The sequence below is a fragment of the Streptomyces sp. NPDC041968 genome (genome assembly GCF_055589025.1).
The window spans coordinates 35,683-57,390 of record NZ_JBVJCB010000009.1; the positions used below are offsets into that span (position 1 = coordinate 35,683).

Below are 21,708 nucleotides of genomic sequence, written 5' to 3' on the forward strand. Positions count from 1 at the left end.
CACCGTTCTTTAGGGGTTCTCGGCGTCTCGGCGGCCCACTTAGCCTGTGGGGCAGACACCGGCCGGCGAGGAAGGGCGGCGGCATGGCCGCTCCGGAGCCGGCGTCCGGGTCCGCGAAGGCCTTCGGCTCCGAGAGGAGACCGGGCACGCGGACGTCTCGCCCCGCAGGACACGGCACCCACCGACGTAGAGGGATGGACGGCATGAGCGTTCTCTACGACCCGAACGATCCCGCCCTCGCCGCCGACAGGTTCGCCTACTACAAGCGGCTGCGCGAGGCCGATCCGGTGCATGAGATCGCGGCGGGGTACTGGCTGCTCACCCGGTACGACGACGTCGAGGCGCTGCTGCGCTCACCGCACTCCTCCAGCGCCTTCCCGAAGGACCCGGGCTGGGCGATGAGCCGGGGCGGGCCGACCTGCCCGGCCATGCGCAGTGTCAGCAAGTGGCTGCTGCTGCAGGACGGAGCCGAGCACCGGCGGCTGCGCAAGCTGATCGCGCGGGTGTTCACGCCGCGCTACATCGACCGTCTGCGGCCGCGCATCGGGGAGATCGTCGACGGTCTGCTCGACAGCATGGGCGAGGGCGAGGTCGACCTGATCCGGGACCTGGCGCTGCCGATGCCCGTCGCGGTGGTCGGGGAGCTGCTGGGGATACCCGTCGAGGACCGCGCGAAGTGCCGTGACTGGACGGACAAGGTCGGTTACATCCTGGACCCCGACGTGACGCCCCGCAGACGCATCGCCATGAACAAGGCGGAGCCGGAGTTCCGCGCCTACCTGCTGGACCTGATGGCCTCCCGGCGCGACGCCGACCCGGACCACGACCTGCTGTCGGTGTTGATGACGGCGGAGGACAACGAGCAGCTCACCGAGGAGGAGGTCGTCGCCAACATCCTGCTCATCTTCAACGCGGGGCACGAGACGACGGTCAACCTGATCGGCAACGGCATGCTGGCCCTGCTGCGCCAGCCCGAGGCGCTGGAGGCGCTGCGTGCGGATCCGGGGCTGATGGCGACCGCCGTGGACGAGCTGTCCCGGTTCGACCCGCCGGTGACCCTGTCCAGCCGGATCGCCACCGCGGAGATGGAGTTCGGCGGCAAGGTCATTCCGCCCGGTTCCCATGTGATCGGGTTCCTGGACGCCGCCGGCCGGGACCCGGAGCGCTATCCCGACCCCGACCGCCTGGATCTGGCCCGCACCGAGCCGAAGACGCTGGCGTTCAGCGCCGGGCCGCACTTCTGCCTGGGCGCGGTGCTGGGGCGCCTGGAGGCGGCCACCGTGTTCTCGAAGCTGTTGGAGCGGTACACGAAGATCGAGCTGCTCCGCGAGGACCTGCCGATCAACAGTCACTTCAACCTGCACGGGCTGCTGGAGCTCCCCCTGCGGCTCTCCCGCTGAGCGCCGACCGCGCCGCGCGCCCGCCTCCCTGCCGCTCACCGGGACGCGGGCGCGCTGAGCAGTGCGGTCCGCTGCGACGGCCCGCCCGGTTCAGACGGTGCGCAGCACCTCGCGCAGGGCCGCGATCACCTGGTCCTGCTGTTCCTCGGGGAACGACGGGTACATCGGCAGGGAGACGATCTCCTCCGCCAGCGCCTCGGTGACCGGCAGCGAGCCCTCGGCCTGCTTCAGGTGGGCGAACCCGTCCATGGTGTGCACCGGCCGGCGGTAGTGCACGCCGAGGTGAACGCCTCGCGGCCGAAGGGCCTCGATGATCGCGTCGCGCCGGGGGTGCCGTACCACGTAGGCGTAGTAGACGTGGTCGTTGCCGGGTGTCACCGCGGGCAGGACCAGGTCGGTGTCGGCGAGCGCCTCGGCGTAGCGGGCCGCGATCCGGCGGCGGGCCTCGATGTACCCGTCGAGCCGCCGCAGCTTGCGGCGCAGGATCTCGGCGTGGATCTCGTCGAGTCGGGAGTTGTGACCGGGAGTCCGGGCGACGCGGCGCTGCTCGTCCATGCCGTAGTACCGGAGCCTGCGCAGCGCGGCGTCGGTGTCCGCGTCGTCGGTGACCACCGCTCCCGCGTCGCCGTAGGCACCGAGGACCTTCGTCGGGTAGAAGGAGAACGCCGCGACCCTGCCGGTGGTGCCGGCCAGTCGGCCGTGCCGTCTGGCACCGTGCGCCTGGGCGCAGTCCTCGACGATCATCAGGTCGTGCCGGGTGGCGACTTCCTCCAGCGAGGGGAGGTCGACGCACTGGCCGTAGAGGTGGACGGGCAGCAGGCAGCGGGTGCGAGGGGTGATCGCGGCCTCGACCTGGGCGGTGTCCAGCAGGTAATCGCTCTCGCGCACGTCGACGAAGACGGGGGTGGCTCCGACCTGGTCGACGGCGACGACGGTGGCGGCGGCGGTGTTGGACACCGTGATCACCTCGTCGCCCGGTCCCACGTCCAGGGCGCGCAGCGCGAGGACGAGGGCGTTGGTGCCGTTGTCGACGCCGATGCCGTGCGCCAGTCCGAGGTAGGCGGCGAACTCCGCCTCGAAGCCGGTGACGGAGGGTCCGAGTATCAGTTGTCCGGAGCGGAACACCTGGTCGACGGCGTCGAGGATGTCCGCACGCTCCGCCTCGTACTCGGCGAGGTAGTCCCATACGCGCGTGGTCATGACCGTTCTCTTCCTTCCGGGCCGGCCTGCGTGGGGGCGGTGCGCGGACGCAGTCGTGGCGGCGGCCGGGGCCACCGCGGACGCCGGTGCCGGGGATGGGCGGGCAGGGCGGCGACCGCGGTGAGGGTCTCGCCGGCTCCGGGCCGCGCGGGGCCGCGGCCCTCCGTCAGCCGGTGGTCCGGTGGCGGGCGGTGAGGTCCTCGAGGACCGGGACGACCTCGTTGGGCGAGGGCGCGGCGAGTACGTCCTTGCGGAGTGCGGCGGCTCCCTCGCGGAAGGCCGGGTCCTCCAGCAGGCGGACCAGGTTCTCACGGACCCGTTCGGGGGTGAACTGCTCCGCGGGCACCGAGATGCCCGCGCCGGACTGGTCCAGGAGGGCGCCGCGGACCTTGGTGTCCCAGAGGCCCGGCAGGATCATCTGGGGGACGCCGTAGTAGGCGGCGGTGGACTGCACACCCGCGCCGCCGATGTGGATGACGGCCGAGCAGGTGGGCAGCAGCCCGTGCATGGGCACGAAGTCGACGACGGTGGTGTTCTCCGGTGCGTCGTCAACCGACTCTCCCGGGCCGGGCAGCAGCGTGGCGATCAGTTCGATGTCCAGCCCGGCGAACGCCTGCAGGGCGCTGATACCGAAGATGTCGAACCCGAAGTAGCTGCGGACCGAGATGCCGGCGGTCACGGCGACGCGCGGTTTCGCGGGCTCGGCGGCCAGCCACTCGGGGAGCACGGCCCGCCCGTTGTAGGGCACGTACCGCACACCGACCACGGTCAGCCCGTTGTCGATCCGGTGGCTGGGCGGGTTGGTGTCGATCGTCCAGTGCCCGTTGACCACGGTCTCGTCGAAGGCGGCGCCGTGCCGGGCGAGGGCCTCGGTGAGCCAGTCCCGCAGCGGGTCCACCCGCTCGTTCTCGGGACGCTCGGCGAGCCGGGCCAGGAAGTCGTCGCGAGAGCGGGTGACCACGTCCGCCCCCCACAGCATGCGGGCGTGCGCGGCGCCGGTGACCTGGGCGGCGACGGCGCCTGCCCAGGTGAACTGCTCCCACACGATCAGGTCGGGCTTCCACCACCGGGAGTACTCGACCAGCGCGTCGAGGAACTCGTCGTTGTTGACGATACGGAAGTACCGCTCGGTCGTCTCGTCGAAGAACCGCAGGAGTTCGTCGTGCCCCAGGTCCGCGGAGTGGGTGACGGCCTCGGCGACCCGGACCGGCCACTCCTCGTCCTCGTTGGCCTCCATGACCTGCTTCCACCGGTGGTCGCAGCCCAGCGGAACCGCTGTGAGCCCCGCCTCGCTGACGCCCTCCGCCATGTCCGGCTGGGTGGCGACCCGGACCTCGTGGCCCGCTGTTCGCAGTGCCCAGGCCAGCGGCACCATGCTGAAAAAGTGCGTCTTCTCCGCGTGCGTGACGAAGAGTATGCGCATTGTCGTCCTCCAGGCGGGCCCGCCGACGGAAACAGTTCGGACTCGTTCCTTATGCTCGGTTCGCGCTCAGAACCTATGGACTGCTGCGAACGGGGAACAACCCCTACCTCCCCCGCACCTGACCTCGGCCACCCCGACGTGCGTCCCCGACGGCGACCACGCCCGGTCGACGAGCGGGCGCATCGGCCCTCCGGCTCCCTGTAGGGGCTGCGCAGGCAACTTAGGGGTGATCACGAAAGGCACGGAGCGGCGGCCGACGTATGCTTCTGACATCCTTCTGCCGCAGGACGCTGCCGTGTCGGCGTCCCGGCCGTTCTCAGCGTGGGCCCGAGTGACCGACCCCCACGCCGTCCCTTCCCAGGCTGACCGATTCCGCGCCCCGCACAGGAACCGCGCCGGCATCACCCGCACGTCGACGCCCTCGTCGGCCCGTGCACGGAGCGTGCGGCCGCGGCCGTGACCCCGTGCACCACCGCGAGGCCGGTCGTCCTCCCCCGCACCCCGCCCGCCCGGGCACGGCCGTGCTGCCGTGTCACGCCCCGGGCGGCACGGACCTCGAACGGCTCCGGCACGTCCGGCGGCTACCTGCACCGGATGTCGGCAGAAGGACCACAGGACAAGGAGACCTGCCCCATGGCCACTGTTCTCGATGACGTCCGCTCGGACGGCGGCACACCGACGCTGCCCGAACTGGTGCGCCGACGCGGTGAGCGGCAACCCGACGACACCGCCTACGTCTTCCTGTACAACGGTGAGGACCCCCGGGAGTCGCTCACCTACCGCGAGCTCGCCGACGCGGTGGACGTCCGGGCCCGGTGGTTCGCCGCCCGGGGCATGAGCGGGCAGAGCGCCGTGCTCATGTATCCGTCGGGGCTGGAGTTCGTCCGTACGCTCCTGGGGTGCATGGCGTCCAAGGTGACCGCGGCGCCCGTCCAGACACCGCGCCACCTCAAGGACGTGGAGCGCATCCGCCGCATCGCGCAGGACGCCGGCGCCACGGCCGTGCTCACCGAGACCTCCGCCAGGCTGGAGTTGGAGGACCGGTTCGGGAACCTGGAGGACCTCCTCGGCCTCACGGTCCTCGACACCGCCGATGCCGCCTCGGCGGGGGACGACGTGCCGGGGGCGGTCGTACGGGGTCCCGCTCCCGGCCTGGACGACGTCGCCCTGCTCCAGTACACGTCGGGCTCCACCGGCGACCCCAAGGGCGTCGTCGTCACCCACGCCAACTTCCTCGCCAACGTCGCCGAGACGGACGCCCTGTGGCCGTGCGCGCCCGAGGGCACCGTGGTCAACTGGCTCCCTCTCTTCCACGACATGGGCATGCTCTTCGGCGTCGTCATGCCGCTGTGGGCCGGTATCCCCTCGTACCTGATGGCACCCGCCGCCTTCATCCGCCGGCCCGCCCGCTGGCTGGAGGCGATCGCCCGGTTCCGCGGCACCCACTCCGCGGCGCCCAGCTTCGCCTACGAGATGTGCGCGCGGGTGGCGGCGGAGGGGAAGGCCGGCGGGGTCGGTGACCTCTCCTCGTGGCGCGTGGCGGCCAACGGCGCCGAACCCGTGCGCTGGCGTGCGATCCGGGACTTCACCGAGGCCTTCGTCCCGCACGGCTTCCGGCCCGAGGCCATGTGCCCGGGCTACGGACTCGCCGAGAACACCCTCAAGGTCACCGGCAGCGACCAGGACCGCGAACCGACGGCCGTGTGGCTGTCCGCGACGGCGCTGCGGGAGGGCCGCGCGGAGATCGTCGACGCGCGGACACCCGGCGCCGTCCCGGTCACCAGCAGCGGCCGCACCGTCCCCGGCACCGAGGTGCGGATCGTCGATCCCGGCACCTCGCGCGGCTGTCCGCCGGACGTCATCGGCGAGATCTGGGTCGACGGACCGTGCGTGGCGGCGGAGTACCGGGGGCGGCCCGAGGCGAGCGCGGAGACGTTCCGCGCACGGATGAGGGACGCCGACGGGCGCCCGGTGGACGGCCGGGCCTACCTGCGCACCGGCGACCTGGGCTTCCTGCACGACGGTGAACTGCACGTCGCCGGCCGCTTCAAGGACCTGATCATCCACCAGGGCCGCAACTACTACCCGCAGGACGTCGAACTGTCGGCGGAGAAGTCCGTGGACGGCCTGCACCCCAACTGCGCCGTCGCGTTCGCCGTCGAACGCGACGAGAAGGAGCACCTCGTGCTCGTCGTCGAGGCCGACGGCCGGACGGTGCGCGCCCATGGCACGGAGAGTCTGCGTGCACGGGTGGTCCGCGCCGTCCACGACCACCATCACCTGACGGTCGACACGGTCCTCCTCGTGCGCAGGGGCGCGATACCCAAGACTTCCAGCGGCAAGGTGCAGCGCCGTGCGTGCCGTGCGCTGTACGAGGGCGGCGACCTGGTCGACCTCGCCGCGCCGTCACCCGGCCGGTGACGGCGCGGCCCGCGCGCATAGGTGGGCCCGCGTACGGGTGTGCCCGGCACGACGAACGACGTCACAAGGGAATGTTCCCGTGTTTGCGTGTCGGGCGCGCCTGCCGCTTGTTCCGCAGGCTCGCCAGCGCCCTGGCGACCTCGTGCCGGGTGCGGGAGGGCGAGATGACCATGTCGACGTAGCCGTGCGCGGCGGCCTCGTAGGGATTGCCGAACCTGCGCCGGTAGTCGTCGACGAGCCTCTCCTTGACCGCCGCGCGCTCCTCGGGCGGGACGGCGGCCAGCTCGCGGCGGTGCAGGAGGGGCACGGCGCTGTTGGCGCCCATCACGGCGATCTCGGCGGTGGGCCAGGCCATCACGCGGTCGGCGCCGATCTGCCGGGAACCCATCACCGCGTACCCGCCGCCGTAGGCCTTGCGGGTGATGACGGTGATCTTGGGGACGGTGGCCTCGGCGTACGCGTAGAAGAGCTTGATGCCGCGCCGGATGATGCCCTGGTGCTCCTGGCCCACGCCGGGCAGGTAGCCGGGCACGTCCATGAAGGTGAGGACGGGAATGTTGAAGGAGTCGCAGAAGCGGATGAAGCGGGCGGCCTTCTCGGAGGCGTCGATGTCCAGCACGCCGGCGAGGTGTCCGGGCTGGTTGGCGACGACGGCCACCGAGTGGCCCTCGACCCGGCCGAGCGCGCAGATGATGTTGCGGGCGAAGTCCGGATGGATCTCGAGGTAGTCGCCGTCGTCGAGGACCGCGGTGATGACGTCGGCCATGTCGTACACCTGCTGCTCGCTGTCGGGGATGACGGTGTCGAGAGCCAGGTCCGCTTCGGTGATGCCGGGGGCGCAGTCGTGGTCGTAGACCGGGGCCGGGTCCAGGTTGTTCGGCGGCAGGTAGCCGAGGAGGGTCTGCACCCACGAGATGGCGTCCTGCTCGTCGTCGCCGACGTAGTGCGCGTTGCCGGAGACCTCGGCGTGGACGGCGGGGCCGCCGAGTTGCGCGGCGGTCACCTGCTCGCCCATGACGGCGGAGACGACCTCGGGTCCGGTGACGAACATGTAGGAGATGTCCTTGACCATGACCGTGAAGTCGGTGAGGGCCGGCGAGTAGACCGAACCGCCCGCGCAGGGGCCCATGATGAGGGAGATCTGCGGGATCACGCCGGAGGAGTGAACGTTGCGGACGCCCAGTTCGGTGTAGTAGGCGATGGACATCACGCCTTCCTGGATGCGGGCGCCGCCGGAGTCGTTGATGCCGATGACGGGGCAGCCGACGCTCATGGCGAAGTCGTAGATCTTCACGACCTTGCTGCCGAAGGCCTCGCCCATACTGCCGCCGAGGGTGGTGAAGTCATGGGAGAAGACGCACACTTGACGTCCGTCGATGGTGCCGTGGCCGGTCACCACCCCGTCGCCGTAAGGGCGCGGGATGCCTGCCTCGACGGTCCGGTGGCGCACGAACTCGTCGAGTTCGACGAACGAGCCGGGGTCGAGCAGCAGGTCGATGCGCGCGCGGGCGGTGAGCTTCCCCTTGAGGTGCTGCCGGTCCGCGGCCTTCTTCTCGGCCAGGACGACGGCCTCTTCGTGCCGGGCGGCCAGATCGGCGATGCGGTCCGCCGTGGACGTGGGTGACTCCCCGACCGGCGAGACAGGCTCCTGGAGCGACATACCAGCCCTACCTTCCAACACGACGACCCTGCCTCCGATCCTCCTCGCATCAGGCCATCGGCAGCACCCCTAATCGCCCGCCCGCGCCCCTAGACGCGCCGGCCGGTTTCGGACGGCGCGCACCCGGCCAGGGTCCCGTCCTGCGCGGGCGGCGGACCGGTGAACATGACCCCCAGTCGACACACGGCTATGTCGCTCACCGACAGCAGCACGTCTACCAGGGGCTTCGCGGCCGGCTCCCCCGTCTCGTCGACAACTCGTCATGTCATCCGTCACGTTGTTAGTGGCGATGCCGTTGTGGCATGGCCGGTAACTGTGAAAGATTCTCAAAAAACTTGTCCAAGTCGAGGACGAGTTGAGTTCGAAACAGTTCAGAAGGGCCGTCCAGACGTGGCCCAGGGGTCACCCTTGCACGCGCTCGGACACGTGTGAACGGGGGAGCTGCGGATGCTGTGCCGGCCGGCGCCTGGCAATCCCCGTTCGGAACTGCTAACGGGGAGGCAGACGCCAGTCATGCTGGTCCATCGAGACGAACAACTGGCCCATCTACGCTGGGCGTTCCACGCCTGTGAGAAGCACGGACACGGACAGGTGGCGCTGGTCACCGGCGCCGTGGGAAGCGGTAAGACCCAGGTACTGGAGACCTTCGGGGAGTGGGCCGCCACCGCTGGTGGGCAGGTTCTGAGCGCCGCCGGGTCACGCGCCGAGCAGGGACTCCACTTCGGAGTGCTCGGTCAACTCCTGCACAGCGCTCGGCTGAAATCCGACGGTGTCCGGGAGGTCGAGGAGCTGATACGCGAGGTCGCGCTCGCGGTACCCACGGCGGAGGCGAGGAGCGGCGCGGCGCCCGAGATCTTAGCGGAGGCCTTGACAGCGGACGGACTGTGGGCACCGCTGTTGCGGACCGCCTTCGACACGTTCCTGACCCTGGCCAACCGAGGGCCCCTGGTCCTGGCGGTCGACGACCTCCAGCACACGGACGCCGCCTCACTGCACTGTCTGCTCTATGTCACCCGAAGACTGAGAAACGCACGCATCATGGTGCTGCTCTCGGAGGCGACGACGCTGCGCCCGGCGCATCCGCTGTTCCACGCGGAGCTGCGCAGTCTGCCTCGCTTCACCCGTGTCACCCTGCCGCTCCTCACCGTCGACTCCGTCTCCCGGCTGCTCGGCGAGGAGGCCGGGGCGCACGGCGGTCACGGCACCGAGGCCGCCGCACCGGACGTGCACGAAGAGGCCAGGCGCATTCTGCGGGTGACCGGCGGCAATCCGCTGCTGACCCAGGCGCTGGTCGACGAACGGGCCCACCGCGGGACGAACAGCGCCCCCGACGGCGGAGCGAGGGCCGGCGACACCTTCGAGAGGGCCGTGCTCGACTGCCTCTACCGCCACGAGCCGGGCGTTCGCCTGGTGGCCCAGGCCCTCGCGGCGCTGGACCGCCCGGCCTCACCGGAGCTGCTCGGTCAACTGCTCGACGTGCTGCCCGACTCCACCGTGCCCGCCGTCCGCGTGCTCGAGGGTGCGGGGCTCGTCCACGCGGGCCGGCTGCGCCATCCGCGGATCCTGCTCGCGGTGCGTTCCGACATGCCGGCCGAGGAGCAGCGGCGGTTGCACCAGCGGGCGGCCGAGGTGTTGCACGAGAACGGTGCCGAAGCGAGCGTGGTCGCCGAGCATCTGGTGGCCTCCGCGTGGACGGACGGTGCCTGGGTGGTGCCCGTCCTCCGGGACGCCGCGGCGCACGCGCTGTCCACCGGCCGCCCCGACCACGCCGCCGCGTGTCTGCGCCTGGGCGGCCGGGCCGAGACCGACAAGGACCGGCGCAACTCCCTGATGGCGATGCTGATCACCGCCCGGTGGCAGGTCAATCCGCTGGCCGTGACCGGTCAGGTGAGCCAGTTGGTGGAGGCGGCGCGGTCCGACGAGTCGTCTCACTCGACGGCCGTGTCCGCGGTGCCGTACCTGTTGTGGCAAGGTCGGGCGGAGGAGGCGGCCGAGGCGATCAGCGGCTGTGGCGCGGACGACCACGGCCCCGCGTCGCACGAGCTGCGGCTGATCCGCTTGCTGATCGCGTTGTCCCATCCGGACTACCTGGGGACGGTACGGGAGGATCCCGGTTCCTGGATGCGGGCGGCGACGGCGACGAACTCCGGCAGTCCGCTGTTGCAGGCCGTGTCGGTGCTCGGCAACGCGCTGATGCCGACCGCCGGTGTGGACACCGTGGCCGCCGCGGAGCAGCTGCTGGAGCGGCATCACCTGGACAGCGGCTCCCTGGGCCTGTTGACCGCTCCGCTGCTGGCCCTGCTCTGTGCCGGCCCCTCCGACCGGGTCGTGGCCTGGGGCGAACGGCTGCTCGCCCGACAGGGCGTCCAGCACATACCGGCCTGGCGGGGGGTCATCCGGGCGATCCATGCGGAAGCGACGCTGCGCCTGGGCGATCTGGACGCGGCCGAGCGGGGCGCGCGGTTGGCGCTGGAGGATTTGCCGGCGCCCGCCTGGGGCGTGGCCGTCGGTGGTCCGCTGGGCACCCTGATCACCTGCACGACCGAGAGTGGCCGGCTGTTCGAGGCCGAACGCTGGCTGTCGCAGCCGGTACCGGCCGGTGTCTTCCGCACTCCGGTGGGCGCGCACTACCTGATCGCCCGGGGCCGGCACCACCTGGCCACGGGGCAGCACCAGGCGGCCGCGGCCGATCTGCACCGGAGCGGTGAGTTGGTCCGTTCCTGGGGCATCGACGTGGCCGGTCTGTTCCCGTGGCGCCTGGAGCTGGCCCGGGTGCAGCTCGGCCTCGGCAACGCGACGCGCGCCACACAACTGCTCCGGGAGCAGCTCCAGGTGTCCCGTGGGCTGGACGACCGCACCCGGGGCCGGGCGCTGCGGCTGCTCGCTTCCACGGCCACGCCGGTTCTCCGGCGCAAGCTGCTGTCCAAGGCGGTGACCGTGTTGCAGGCGTGCAGCGACCAGCACGAGCTGGCCCGGGCCCTGTCCGACACGAGTCAGACGCTTCCGCAGGCCGGTGAGTCCAGAGGGGCCCGGCTGTTCGTCCATCGTGCCAACCAGCTGGCCCAGGGCTCGGGCAGGGCCGCGGCGCTGCCGCAGCAGCTGCAGCGGCGGGCTGCCCCCGGCGGCGCGACGCCGACGGCGGGTTCGCCCTCGGCCGCGTCCTCGGACGGCTTCGAGACCCGGGACCAGGACGGTCTGCTGAGCGAGGCCGAGCGCCGGGTCGCGGTACTGGCGGCCCGTGGGCGTACCAACCGGCAGATCTCCAACGAGCTGTACATCACCGTGAGCACGGTGGAGCAGCACCTCACCCGGGTCTACCGGAAGCTGGACGTCAAGAGCCGCACGGACCTGCCGAACCGGCTCATGGCCCTCGCCGAACCGATGGCGTAGGCCGGCCGGAACAGCGCGCCCGGTCGGGACCGAGCACCGCGGTCCCGACCGGGGGCTCGTCGGGCCGGCCCGCCCCGGGCTCCCGCCGCTGCCTCGTGAACACACCCCCTACCAGGCGGTCGTCCGCGTTCGTTAGGGGTTGTCGGCGGCTGCTGGCACTGCGATCGTCTGGGCCTGGGCCGATGTGCGACCGCGCGCCGGGGGGCGGACGCGGGCGGCGAACAGTCGAGGACGTCTCCCACCCGGGGGCGGACGACACCGATCGGAAGGGACGACGAACGCGATGGCGAAGAGCGACGCGAGCGACCTGTGGGTGCGCCGCTTCCATCCAGCACCCCAGGCACCGGTCCGTCTGCTCTGCCTGCCACACGCGGGTGGCTCCGCGAGCTACTACTTCCCGGTCTCGCAGCGTCTCGCTCCGCGTGTCGAGACCCTGGCCGTGCAGTACCCGGGCCGGCAGGACCGCAGGAACGAACGGTGTCTGGAGACGGTGCGGGACCTGGCCGACCAGATCGTCGAGGTCCTCGGTCCGTGGCAGGACAAGCCCCTGGCGCTGTTCGGGCACTCTCTGGGCGCCACGGTCGCCTTCGAGGTGGCTCTGCGTCTGGAGGCACGTGGTTGCCTGCCCGTCGCGCTCATCGCGTCCGGGCGGCGGGCACCGAGCGCGCCTCGGGACGAGCGGGTTCACCTGCGGGACGACGAGGGCCTGTTGGCGGAGATCAGCCGTCTGGACGGCACCCAGTCCCAACTGCTCGAGGACGACGAGATCAGGCGCATGGTCCTGCCGTCGATCCGCGCCGACTACAAGGCTGCTGAGACCTACCGCTACGAGCCCGGTCCGCCGCTGTCGACGCCCGTCTACGCCCTGACGGGGGACGCCGACCCCAAGGCCACGACCGACGAGGTCCGCGCATGGGCCGGCCACACCACGGGGCGGTTCGAGATGACCGTCTACCCGGGTGGTCACTTCTATCTCAACGCCCACGCTCCGGCGGTGACCGAGGAGATCGCCGCATGGCTGGTGCCCGCCGCCACCGCCGGCCGCTAGCGCGCGGATACTCCTCCGACGGTTTTCCTACGCGAACGTGCCATTTGCCATGGCCGTCATATCGACGATTCGGATTGACGAGAGATCCGATGCAGATGACGCGCGACTTCCTTCTAATGAACTGATGTGCCGCTGTTTTTCAGCGGCTGCCACCAGTCCCGCCGCTTCTTGTACCATTCGACGGTTTCTGCCAGTCCTTCGTCGAAGGAGATCCGCGGGCGGTATCCGAGTTCCGTGGAAATCTTCGTGATGTCGACCGAGTAACGGCGGTCGTGGCCTTTTCGGTCCGCCACGTTCTCCACCATGGACCAGTCCGCGCCGACCATACGCAGCAGCCGCCCGGTGAGGTCACGGTTCGCCAGTTCGGTACCACCGCCGATGTTGTAGACCTCGCCCGCCGCTCCCTTTTCCGCCACCAGCGCGATGGCCCGGCAGTGGTCGTCCACGTGCAACCAGTCCCGCACATTGCCGCCGTCCCCGTACAGCGGGACCTTCCGCCCGTCCAGCAACCGGGTCACGAAGAGCGGGATCATTTTCTCGGGATTCTGGTACGGGCCGTAGTTGTTGGAACACCGGGTGATGCACACCGGCAGTCCGTGGGTGCGGTGGTAAGCCCGTGCCAGGAGATCGGCGGACGCCTTGGACGCCGAATAGGGGGAATTGGGCTCCAGTGGCCGGTCCTCGCTCCACGAACCCTCGTCGATCGAACCGTAGACCTCGTCCGTCGAGACGTGGACGAACTTCCGCACCTCCGCACGCAGGGAGGCTTCCAGCAGTACCTGCGTGCCGAGGACATTGGTCCGGACGAATTCCTCGGACCCGCTGATCGAGCGGTCCACATGCGATTCCGCGGCGAAGTGGACGACCAGGTCACAGTCGGCCAGTACCTCCGCGACCAGTGAATGGTCACAGATGTCGCCGCGTACGAAGGTGAAGCGCGGGTCGTCCTCGATCCGCGCCAGGTTGGCCCTGTTGCCGGCGTAGGTGAGCTTGTCCAGGACCACCACCTCGGGCGCGGTACCGCCGGTGTACGCGCCGGTCACGGCCCGTCGGACGAAGTGGGAGCCGATGAACCCGGCGCCGCCGGTCACTACGATGCGCATGCCGCTCCCTCAGTGATCCGCACTCGCGATGGCCATGAGGTAGGCACCGTACTCCGATGTGCCCAGCTGTCCGCCCAGTGCGTAGCAGGCGGCGGAGTCGATGAATCCCATACGGAAGGCGATCTCCTCCAGGCAGGCGATCCGTACGCCCTGGCGCTCTTCCAGAACCTGTATGTACTGCCCGGCCTGGAGCAGCGAGTCGTGTGTGCCCGTGTCGAGCCAGGCGAATCCGCGTCCCAGGTCGATCATTCTGGCCCGACCCTGCTGGAGGTACACCCGGTTGACGTCGGTGATCTCCAGTTCCCCACGGGCGGACGGCCGGATGTCCCGCGCGATGTCCACCACGCCGTTGTCGTAGAGATAGAGGCCCGTGACAGCCAGGTTCGACCTGGGCCTGACCGGCTTCTCCTCCAGCGATATCAGCTCACCCCGGCCATCGGTCTCCCCGACGCCGTAGCGTTCCGGGTCCTTCACCGCGTAGCCGAACAGCACGCAACCGTCGACGTTCTTGCAGTGATCGCTCAGCAGGTCCGAAAGTCCGGGGCCGTGGAAGATGTTGTCGCCCAGAATGAGCGCCACCGAGTCGTCCCCGATGAATTTCTCACCGATGACGAAGGCTTCCGCGATGCCGCCTGCCCGTGGCTGCTCGGCGTATTCGATGGAAAGACCGAGACGACTCCCGTCACCCAGCAGCTCCCGGAAGAGCCCCGTGTGCGAGGGAGTCGATATCACCAGGATGTCCTTGATGCCACCGAGCATGAGGACGGAGAGCGGGTAATAGATCATCGGTTTGTTGTAGACGGGCAGTAACTGCTTGGACACGGCATGGGTGAGCGGATAAAGTCGCGTCCCGCTCCCTCCGGCCAGAACGATCCCTTTCATGCTCGTTAACCCCTCGTTTCCGATGATGAACTCGGGATGGATCGAGCGGGCCGCCACTCAACCGAGATCATGCCTGAGTCGGATCGAGAGTATCGCTCTGCGCGTGATTCCGTCTACTGCCACGGCCAAGTCACCGGCATAAACAAAAGCGCACTAGCCGCCGGGCGAAAAGATTTGCAGCTGTGAAATAGCGCCCCGCTTGCGGCCGATGATCCGACCGGAGGCGAGCGCGCAGGCAGCGCGCGCGGGGACGGACCGAGGGAGGAGGCATCCCGTCAGCCGGCCCTCGGGCCGAGGGTCGACGGGTTCGAAGCATCCCCGGCCGGAAGACGTAGCGGTCCCGCCCTCCACCGCGAAGACGGGTACCGACTGTCGGGCCAGGACTCGGAACGGGGCCGGTGTCAGCTCGTCCTGCCGACGCCGGGCGGGGACACCGGTCCGCCGGCCCGGGTGTCCGCTCCGGGTTCCGCGTCGATCCAGCCGTGCGAGAGGGCGACCTGCACGAGCCCCTGACGGACCTGGAGGATCTGTTCGGAGGTCACGGTGGGAGCGGTCCGGAGGATGGTCTCGGTGATCTCCTCGATGTACTCCTTCACGGAGAGTACGTCGCACAGTCCGTCCTCCGGGAAGAGGCCTGCGGGACCGGTGGCAGCCGAGGACGTCCTCACCGGCGGCGACACCGGGCGCTCACGCTCGGCGTTCCCGTTCTGGATGCGCACCCTGCTGGCCTTGAGGCCGCGGTCGCCCTCCTCGACGTCGAACTCCACCTTCATGCCCGGACCGAGGAGCCTCTTGTCGAAGGCGAGGTCGTTGACGTGAATGAACACGTCCTCGCCGCCGTTGTCGGGCGCGATGAATCCGTAGCCCCGGAACTCGTCGAACCGAATGATCTTCCCAACCGCCACTGCATGCCCCACTCACCCCAGGCGCACTTACCTCCACCGTGCGCAACTGCGCCCGAGAGTACCTCCCACCCGGTACACGCACAATGATCCTTCGGACGAGCGACCGATGGCGGGGGTGCGCCGGTGGCGATCGCGGGGGGGGTCCGGGTGCCCCGGTCCGTACGGACCGGGGCACCCGGACCCGAGCCTCTGCTCGACCTTCGTGGGTGGCGCTTCAGTGCTTGATCGCGACGCCGCACACGGAGACGTCGGCCGTGGACTCCTCGGACCCGTCGGAATCCGGCCGCCAGGAGGCCGTCGACACGACCCCCGGCTCCACCAGTTCCAGCCCGGTGAAGAAGGTGGCGATCTCCTGCGGCGACCGCAGGTGGTAGGTGTTGGCCGACTGGCCGTTGTAGACCCGGACCGCCGTGTTGAGCGCCTCGTTGGTGTTCGTGCCGTCGCTCAGGGCCAGGTAACTCCCCGCCGGCAGACCCGACAGCAGCGAACTCACCAGCTCCGCGGGGCGTTCGGCGTCGGAGATCTGACCCATGATCCCCAGCATGGTCAGGGCGACCGGGCGGCTGAAGTCCAGGGTCTTCGCGGCTTCGGCCAGGATGCGTTCCGGGTCCCTGACATCGGCGTCGATGTAGGCGCACGCGCCCTCGTCGCTGCTGGTGAGCAGTGCCTGCGCGTGGACCAGGACGAGGGGGTCGTTGTCCACGTACACGATGCGGCTCTCCGGCGCGATGCGCTGGGCCAGCTCGTGCGTGTTGTCCGCGGTGGGCAGGCCGGTGCCGATGTCGAGGAACTGACGGACCCCGGCCTCCCCCGCCAGGAAGCGCACGGCGCGCGAGAGGAAGCGTCGTTGCAGCCGGGCGACGGCGGCGAACTCCGGGAAGGTCGTCAGGATGACCTCGCCGGCCTCGCTGTCGACGGGATAGTTGTCCTTGCCACCCAGCAGGTAGTTCCAGACACGGGCCGAGTGCGGGCGATCGGTCTGAAGTCTGGCCCTGACTTCTTCGCGCGGATGAGTCATGGGGAAAGCTTCACACAGGCCCGTACGTCCGTGGTCGACTACCCCGGAGATTCCCGCGCTTCGACGCCCTCGCGCGCCCACGGGCGCAGCTTCTCCGGGTTGCGGACCACCCAGATCCGGGTGACGCGCCCGTCGCAGACGTCGAACGCGGCGACGGTCAGCACGACGTCGGCGCGCTGGGCCACCAGGCCGGGCACCCCGTTGACCGACCGCACCAGGAGGCGCAGTCCGGGGGCCTTGTCGGCGATGGCGACCATGTACTGCGCGATGCGCGCGCCCCCCTCGACCGGGCGCAGAACGGTGCCGATCACGCCGCCGCCGTCGGCGGTCAGCACGGCGGCCGGGTCGAGGACGGCGACGAGAGCCGTGATGTCCTTCGCCTCCCAGGCTTCTTTGACCTGCCTCACCACGTCGGACTGTCCCGGCTCCGGCTCGGACCCGAGCCCCGTCCGGGGGCCCGGTCCCGGCTCCGTCCTGGTGCCCGGCCCCGTCGCGGATGTGCCCTCCGCGGTCAACCTCCGCCGGGCGGCGGCGGCCAACTGCTTGCAGGCCGCCGGAGTGCGGCCGAGAACGTCGGCGATCTCGGCGAACCGGTACCGGAAGACGTCATGCAGGACGAACGCCACCGGCTCGGCCGGCGTCATCGACTCCAGGACGACGAGGAAGGCCATGGCCACCGACTCGTCCAGGACGATCTGGTCGGCGGGGTCCGCCGGGCCGACGGGAGCTGCACCGCCCGCCCGGTCCCCCTCGGAGCGGTCGGACAGTGGCTCCGGCAGCCACGCGCCGACGTACCGTTTCCCGGCGCGAGCGCGCCGATCCGAGCAGGTTCAGGCAGATGCGGCTGGTCACCGTCGTCAGCCAGGCGCCGGGCGACAGGATCTCCTCCCGCCGGCTCTGCGGCAGCCCGAACCAGCGCGTGTAGGCGTCCTGCACGGCATCCTCGGCCTCGGTCATCGAACCGAGCAGCCGGTAGGCCACGTTGAGCAGTTGACGTCGCTCCCCGGCTACCTCGTGCGTCCCGGCGCTGTCCATGCTTCCGGCCACCCCCTCGCCTTACCTTTCGCGGACCCACGTGGTCGGACTGGATGAGACCTAGGCGGTCTCGGCCGGACTGCTGCTGACCTCCGCCTACGGGGAGACGCTGCACAGCGTCGGAGCCCGGGTGATGTACGGCGCGTCGATGCTGTACGTCCTCGCGGCGGTCCTGGCCTGGAAGCCGGGCGGCGACTCGGCGCGGCCCGCGTGGCACGCGTCGGGTTTCCTCGCCCTCGCCTCGCTCCAGGTCGTGCTCGGCGTCGCTCACGTTCCGTCGGTCCACCTCCCCCTCGGCGTCCTGATGTTCGGGCTGAGTCTGCTCGCGCTGGCCAGGCGCTGAGTTCCGGGGCCGGATACGACGGCCCGTCACCCCCCGCGCCGGGCCGTCCTCAGCCGGTCGGAGACGGCGGTGCGGTGCGGGGGCGATGGGCCCGGACGTCCACGGGGCGCCCGTCCGGGTCGCGCGCCGTCATGGTCCACTGCGTGGGCAGGGTCCCGATCCGCCCGACCGGGAACCCGGCGCGGAGCCGGTCGCGGCCCGCTCGAAGGCGAGCACTCCCCCGAGCAGCTCCGTGTAGTACGGCAGGAGTCGGTCGAGGTCGGTGGTGGACAGGGTCAGATGGTTGATCCCGAGAAGATCCGGCATGGTCCGCCCACTCCGGTGCGGCGACCCCGCGGCGGGCGGAGAGTTCTGCCGGGGCGCTCAACTGGCGCTCCACGAACCGGATCCGGGGGTCTGGACAGTGACGGATCGACGTGTTGTCATTCCGCTGTCGCTCGATTTCCAACGTTGGAAGAGCACCTCGACGCAGATCCACCCGACGAACGCTCGCGCCCACGATCTCCACGGTGCCGCCCAGCCGGTGCCGTCCGACCGACTCGTCCCGGTCCGGGACCCCACTGCGAGGAAGGTTCGATGACAAGACGTACCGCACGCCCACGAGCGAGAGCGTGGGCATTGCTGACAGCCGCGGCCCTGGCGCTGCCCACGACCGGTCTGATGTCCACCGCGTCGGCCGCCGGGGCGCCCGCCGGTGTCTCGGCCCCCGCGGCCGAGCAGGCCGCCGTCGCGGTGCACGGCCTGAAGGGCGAGTACTTCGCCATGTCGGCGCCGGGCGCACGGGACTTCGCCGAGCTCGGCGGCACCGTTCTCGACCCGCAGATCAACTTCTCCGGCCTGACCAGCACGTTCCAGGAACTCACCGGCAGGACGGAGCACACGACCGCCCGCTGGACCGGGCAGATCGAAGCACCGGCGACCGGGGACTACACCTTCCACGCCAGCGGCGACAACGGCTTCCGGCTGTTCATCGACGACGAACCCGTCATCGACCACTGGGAGCCGGACTGGGACAACGAGCAGACCAGCGCGGCGGTCAGGCTGGCCGCCGGGGAGAAGCACGAATTCCGCCTGGAGATGTTCCAGGACACCGGCGGGGCCAACATGTTCCTGCGCTGGTCCACTCCGACCCTGCCCAAGCAGGCCGTTCCGATGTCGGCGTTCACACCCCCGGCCGGGTTCGAGGTCTATCCGGTCGAGCCGTCGGTCGCCGAGGACGGCCGGCGGGTGATGGCGCGCTTCGAGGGCGAGGCCGGCGGCGACGTCGCGGCGTTGGCCGAACGCCTGGAGATCGAGGCCGACACCACGCCCATGCCGATCGAGTCGGTCACGGTGTCCCGCCGCGACCGCACCGCCCTGGAGATCACGCTCGCGGCACCCATCCAGAAGAACCAGCAGGTCAAGCTCACCTACGACGGCCAGGGTGGGCTCACCTCCGGCGGCGAGACCGTACCGGAGTTCATCCGCTACGCGCAGAACGACTCGGTCCACCGGCTCACCACCGAGTGGGGCGACCGGCTCGACGAGAAGCGACCGCTGCCGGAGTACCCGCGCCCCCAGCAGGTGCGCTCCGCGTGGAAGAACCTCAACGGCCCCTGGCAGTTCGCCGCCGCCGAGGCGGGCGAGATGCCGGTCTTCGGCAAGGACCTCGACGAGCGGATCGTCGTGCCGTTCCCGGTCGAGTCGCAGCTCTCCGGGCTGGAGCGGCACGAGGACCACATGTTCTACCGCAAGCTCGTCGACGTGCCGAAGAACTGGAAGGTCGGCAAGGGCGGCAAGGGCGACCGGCTCAAGCTCAACTTCGGAGCGGTGGACTACCAGGCCCGCGTGTGGGTCAACGGGAAGGAGGTCACCGAACACACCGGCGGCTACACCGCGTTCAGCGCCGACATCACCGACGCGCTCAAGAACAGGGGCCCGCAGGAGGTCGTCGTCGCCGTCACCGACACCGGTGGCGCCAACCAGCCGATGGGCAAGCAGTCCACCAACCCCGGGGGCATCTTCTACACGCAGTCGTCGGGCATCTGGCAGACGGTGTGGATGGAACCGGTCGCGGCGACGTCCATTGACAACGTAGTCACGACGCCCGACATCGACAGCGGTTCCCTCGCCGTGACGGTGGAGTCCGAGGGCGCCTCCGCCGGGGCCCGCGTCGAGGCCGTCGCCCGCGACAGGCGCGGCAAGGTCGTCGGACGGATCAGCGGACCGGCCAACGAGGAGCTGCGCCTTCCCGTGGCGAAGCAGCACCTCTGGAGCCCCGACGACCCCTACCTCTACGACCTCGACGTGTCGCTCACCGACGGCAGTTCGAAGGACTCGGTCGACAGCTACTTCGGCATGCGCGAGGTGGGCATCGAGGAGGTCGGCGGCTATCCGAAGCTGGTGCTCAACGGGAAGCCCGTCTTCTCCCTCGCCACCCTCGACCAGGGCTTCTGGCCCGACGGCCTGTACACGGCGCCCAGCGACGAGGCCCTCGCCTTCGATCTGAAGGCCCACAAGGAGCTGGGCTTCAACGCCGTCCGCAAGCACATCAAGGTGGAGCCGGCGCGGTGGTTCTACCACGCGGACCGGCTCGGTCTGCTGGTCTGGCAGGACTTCGTCTCCGGGAACGTCACCGACACGGCCGGACAGAAGGCGTTCGTCGACCAGGGCATGGAGGCGATGCGGCAGCACCACAACGCGCCCTCGGTCATCGGCAACATCGTCTTCAACGAGGGCTGGGGCGAGTGGGACCGCGAGGAGAGCGGTCGCATCGCCGAGGCCGTCAAGGCCGCCGACCCGTCCCGGATCGTCAACGCCCACAGCGGTGTGAACTGCTGCAACTCCAAGGGTGACTCGGGCAAGGGCGACATCATCGACCACCACGACTACAACAACGAGGACCCGCCGTTCCCGGACCACCGGGCCGCGATGGACGGTGAGCACGGCGGCTTCACCCTGCGCACCCCGGGGCACATGTGGCCGGGCGCCCCGACCGTGATCTACAGCGGGGTGGCCGACAAGGAGGCACTGACCCGCAAGTACGTCGAGAACACCGAGAGGTTCTACCTCGACCAGGCCGGTGCCGAGTTGTCCGGCTCCGTCTACACGCAGATCTCCGACCTGGAGAACGAGCTCAACGGCCTCTACACCTACGACCGCCGGGAGATCAAGGTCGACCCCGTCCGGGTGCGCGAGGTCAACCGCAAGGTCATCGCGGCCGGCGCCGCCGCGGGTGACCGGGAGGAACTGAAGGGCGGCGGGCACTGGGCCCTGGACGAGGGCGCGGGTTCCACCGCCGCCGACGAGGGCCCGAACGGCTCGGCGCTGACCCTTTCCGAGGGCACCACCTGGACCCCCGGGGTCAGCGGCAGCGCGCTGAGGTTCGACGGTGCGGGAGCGCACGCCGAGACCGACGGCCCGGTGCTCGACACGACCGGGAGCTACTCGGTCTCCGCCTGGGTGACCCTCGACGCGCTCCCGGGCAACTACGCCACCGCCGTCAGCCAGGACGGCCGCCACCAGGCCAGCCCGTTCTATCTGCAGTACGGACAGGGCGCCTTCGCCTTCAGCACGCCCGGCGAGCAGCGCGCCCGGCTGCCGATCACACCGGAGAGGGGGCGCTGGTACCACCTCGTCGGGGTGCGCGACGACGCGAGCAACCAGATCAGGCTCTACGTCGACGGGAAGCCCGTCTCGACCGCGACGGCCGGCCCGAACTACGTGGGCACCGGTCCCCTCGCGGTGGGGCGCGCCCAGTGGAACGGTGCCGACACCGACTTCTGGAACGGCGCCGTCGACGAGGTCCGGGCCTACGACAGGGCCCTCACCACCGAGGAGGTGAGCGCCCTGCACGCACAGCGCAAGCCGTAGGCCTCCGGCGCGCGAAGGTCCCGGCGAG

Annotated in this window: 13 protein-coding genes and 2 pseudogenes; 6 read left to right on the forward strand and 9 right to left on the reverse strand. The window is 70.3% G+C overall.

Annotated elements, in window-relative coordinates; all coding sequences use genetic code 11:
* The first annotated feature begins 203 nt into the window (after nucleotides 1–203).
* Nucleotides 204–1,400, forward strand: a complete 1,197-nt coding sequence (locus ACZ6EG_RS22030; protein ID WP_356612433.1) for a cytochrome P450 — start codon at nucleotides 204–206, stop codon at nucleotides 1,398–1,400.
* 90 nt (nucleotides 1,401–1,490) lie between these two features.
* Here ACZ6EG_RS22030 and ACZ6EG_RS22035 read toward each other — a convergent pair whose 3' ends face one another.
* Together ACZ6EG_RS22035 and ACZ6EG_RS22040 are read right to left on the reverse strand one after the other, a co-directional pair.
* Entirely contained in the window at nucleotides 1,491–2,600 is a 1,110-nt protein-coding gene (locus tag ACZ6EG_RS22035; RefSeq protein WP_469606795.1) for a DegT/DnrJ/EryC1/StrS family aminotransferase, read from the reverse strand.
* Between the two features lie 166 nt (nucleotides 2,601–2,766).
* Entirely contained in the window at nucleotides 2,767–4,023 is a 1,257-nt protein-coding gene (locus ACZ6EG_RS22040; protein WP_469606799.1) for an activator-dependent family glycosyltransferase, read from the reverse strand.
* A gap of 633 nt (nucleotides 4,024–4,656) precedes the next feature.
* Between ACZ6EG_RS22040 and ACZ6EG_RS22045 the strand changes: the two genes are divergently transcribed.
* Entirely contained in the window at nucleotides 4,657–6,444 is a 1,788-nt protein-coding gene (locus ACZ6EG_RS22045) for a fatty acyl-AMP ligase (RefSeq protein WP_391970424.1), read from the forward strand.
* A gap of 61 nt (nucleotides 6,445–6,505) precedes the next feature.
* On the opposite strand, the gene ACZ6EG_RS22050 is transcribed toward ACZ6EG_RS22045, so the two are convergent.
* On the reverse strand, nucleotides 6,506–8,104 hold the full coding sequence (locus tag ACZ6EG_RS22050) for an acyl-CoA carboxylase subunit beta (RefSeq protein WP_391970425.1): 1,599 nt from the start codon (nucleotides 8,102–8,104) through the stop codon (nucleotides 6,506–6,508).
* A 513-nt stretch (nucleotides 8,105–8,617) separates the two neighbouring features.
* On the opposite strand from ACZ6EG_RS22050, the gene ACZ6EG_RS22055 reads away from it, so the two are divergent.
* Both ACZ6EG_RS22055 and ACZ6EG_RS22060 read left to right on the forward strand, forming a co-directional pair.
* A complete protein-coding gene (locus ACZ6EG_RS22055) occupies nucleotides 8,618–11,494 on the forward strand; it encodes a helix-turn-helix transcriptional regulator (protein ID WP_469606804.1) in 2,877 nt (958 codons plus the stop codon).
* Between the two features lie 283 nt (nucleotides 11,495–11,777).
* Nucleotides 11,778–12,542 carry a thioesterase II family protein gene (locus tag ACZ6EG_RS22060; protein WP_391970427.1) on the forward strand — a complete coding sequence of 255 codons (765 nt, stop codon included), beginning with the start codon at nucleotides 11,778–11,780 and terminating at the stop codon, nucleotides 12,540–12,542.
* Nucleotides 12,543–12,655: 113 nt separating this feature from the next.
* Here the strand turns inward: ACZ6EG_RS22060 and rfbB are convergent, their stop codons facing one another.
* The 5 genes and pseudogenes from rfbB to ACZ6EG_RS22085 all read right to left on the reverse strand — a co-directional run bounded on the left by rfbB (nucleotide 12,656) and on the right by ACZ6EG_RS22085 (nucleotide 17,485).
* On the reverse strand, nucleotides 12,656–13,645 hold the full coding sequence (gene rfbB / locus ACZ6EG_RS22065; protein ID WP_469606807.1) for a dTDP-glucose 4,6-dehydratase: 990 nt from the start codon (nucleotides 13,643–13,645) through the stop codon (nucleotides 12,656–12,658).
* Between the two features lie 9 nt (nucleotides 13,646–13,654).
* Nucleotides 13,655–14,527 (reverse strand): glucose-1-phosphate thymidylyltransferase RfbA, encoded by an 873-nt coding sequence (gene rfbA, locus ACZ6EG_RS22070; RefSeq protein WP_469607325.1) that lies wholly within the window; start codon nucleotides 14,525–14,527, stop codon nucleotides 13,655–13,657.
* Nucleotides 14,528–14,928: 401 nt separating this feature from the next.
* Entirely contained in the window at nucleotides 14,929–15,432 is a 504-nt protein-coding gene (locus tag ACZ6EG_RS22075; RefSeq protein ID WP_391970429.1) for a cold-shock protein, read from the reverse strand.
* Nucleotides 15,433–15,646: 214 nt separating this feature from the next.
* The gene (locus tag ACZ6EG_RS22080) at nucleotides 15,647–16,450 is read right to left on the reverse strand and encodes an SAM-dependent methyltransferase (protein WP_391970430.1); all 804 of its coding nucleotides are present in this window, start codon (nucleotides 16,448–16,450) and stop codon (nucleotides 15,647–15,649) included.
* Between the two features lie 38 nt (nucleotides 16,451–16,488).
* Nucleotides 16,489–17,485 (reverse strand): annotated as a pseudogene (locus ACZ6EG_RS22085) (sigma-70 family RNA polymerase sigma factor).
* Nucleotides 17,486–17,549: 64 nt separating this feature from the next.
* On the opposite strand from ACZ6EG_RS22085, the pseudogene ACZ6EG_RS22090 reads away from it, so the two are divergent.
* A pseudogene (locus ACZ6EG_RS22090) lies at nucleotides 17,550–17,828 on the forward strand (hypothetical protein); the annotation flags it as partial.
* Nucleotides 17,829–17,957: 129 nt separating this feature from the next.
* On the opposite strand, the gene ACZ6EG_RS22095 reads toward ACZ6EG_RS22090, so the two are convergent.
* A complete protein-coding gene (locus tag ACZ6EG_RS22095; RefSeq protein WP_391970431.1) occupies nucleotides 17,958–18,134 on the reverse strand; it encodes a hypothetical protein in 177 nt (58 codons plus the stop codon).
* A gap of 270 nt (nucleotides 18,135–18,404) precedes the next feature.
* Between ACZ6EG_RS22095 and ACZ6EG_RS22100 the strand changes: the two genes are divergently transcribed.
* Complete coding sequence (locus ACZ6EG_RS22100) at nucleotides 18,405–21,680, forward strand: LamG-like jellyroll fold domain-containing protein (RefSeq protein ID WP_469606812.1); 3,276 nt, start codon at nucleotides 18,405–18,407, stop codon at nucleotides 21,678–21,680.
* The last annotated feature ends 28 nt before the right edge of the window (nucleotides 21,681–21,708 follow it).

Bases quoted from the DNA above. Each gene is read 5' to 3' on its own strand.
- ACZ6EG_RS22060 (WP_391970427.1), top strand. From the start codon at position 11,778: ATGGCGAAGAGCGACGCGAGCGACCTGTGGGTGCGCCGCTTCCATCCA.
- ACZ6EG_RS22040 (WP_469606799.1), bottom strand. From the start codon at position 4,023: ATGCGCATACTCTTCGTCACGCACGCGGAGAAGACGCACTTTTTCAGC.
- rfbA (WP_469607325.1), bottom strand. From the start codon at position 14,527: ATGAAAGGGATCGTTCTGGCCGGAGGGAGCGGGACGCGACTTTATCCG.
- ACZ6EG_RS22095 (WP_391970431.1), bottom strand. From the start codon at position 18,134: ATGCCGGATCTTCTCGGGATCAACCATCTGACCCTGTCCACCACCGAC.
- ACZ6EG_RS22055 (WP_469606804.1), top strand. From the start codon at position 8,618: ATGCTGGTCCATCGAGACGAACAACTGGCCCATCTACGCTGGGCGTTC.
- rfbB (WP_469606807.1), bottom strand. From the start codon at position 13,645: ATGCGCATCGTAGTGACCGGCGGCGCCGGGTTCATCGGCTCCCACTTC.
- ACZ6EG_RS22050 (WP_391970425.1), bottom strand. From the start codon at position 8,104: ATGTCGCTCCAGGAGCCTGTCTCGCCGGTCGGGGAGTCACCCACGTCC.
- ACZ6EG_RS22080 (WP_391970430.1), bottom strand. From the start codon at position 16,450: ATGACTCATCCGCGCGAAGAAGTCAGGGCCAGACTTCAGACCGATCGC.
- ACZ6EG_RS22030 (WP_356612433.1), top strand. From the start codon at position 204: ATGAGCGTTCTCTACGACCCGAACGATCCCGCCCTCGCCGCCGACAGG.
- ACZ6EG_RS22100 (WP_469606812.1), top strand. From the start codon at position 18,405: ATGACAAGACGTACCGCACGCCCACGAGCGAGAGCGTGGGCATTGCTG.
- ACZ6EG_RS22035 (WP_469606795.1), bottom strand. From the start codon at position 2,600: ATGACCACGCGCGTATGGGACTACCTCGCCGAGTACGAGGCGGAGCGT.
- ACZ6EG_RS22045 (WP_391970424.1), top strand. From the start codon at position 4,657: ATGGCCACTGTTCTCGATGACGTCCGCTCGGACGGCGGCACACCGACG.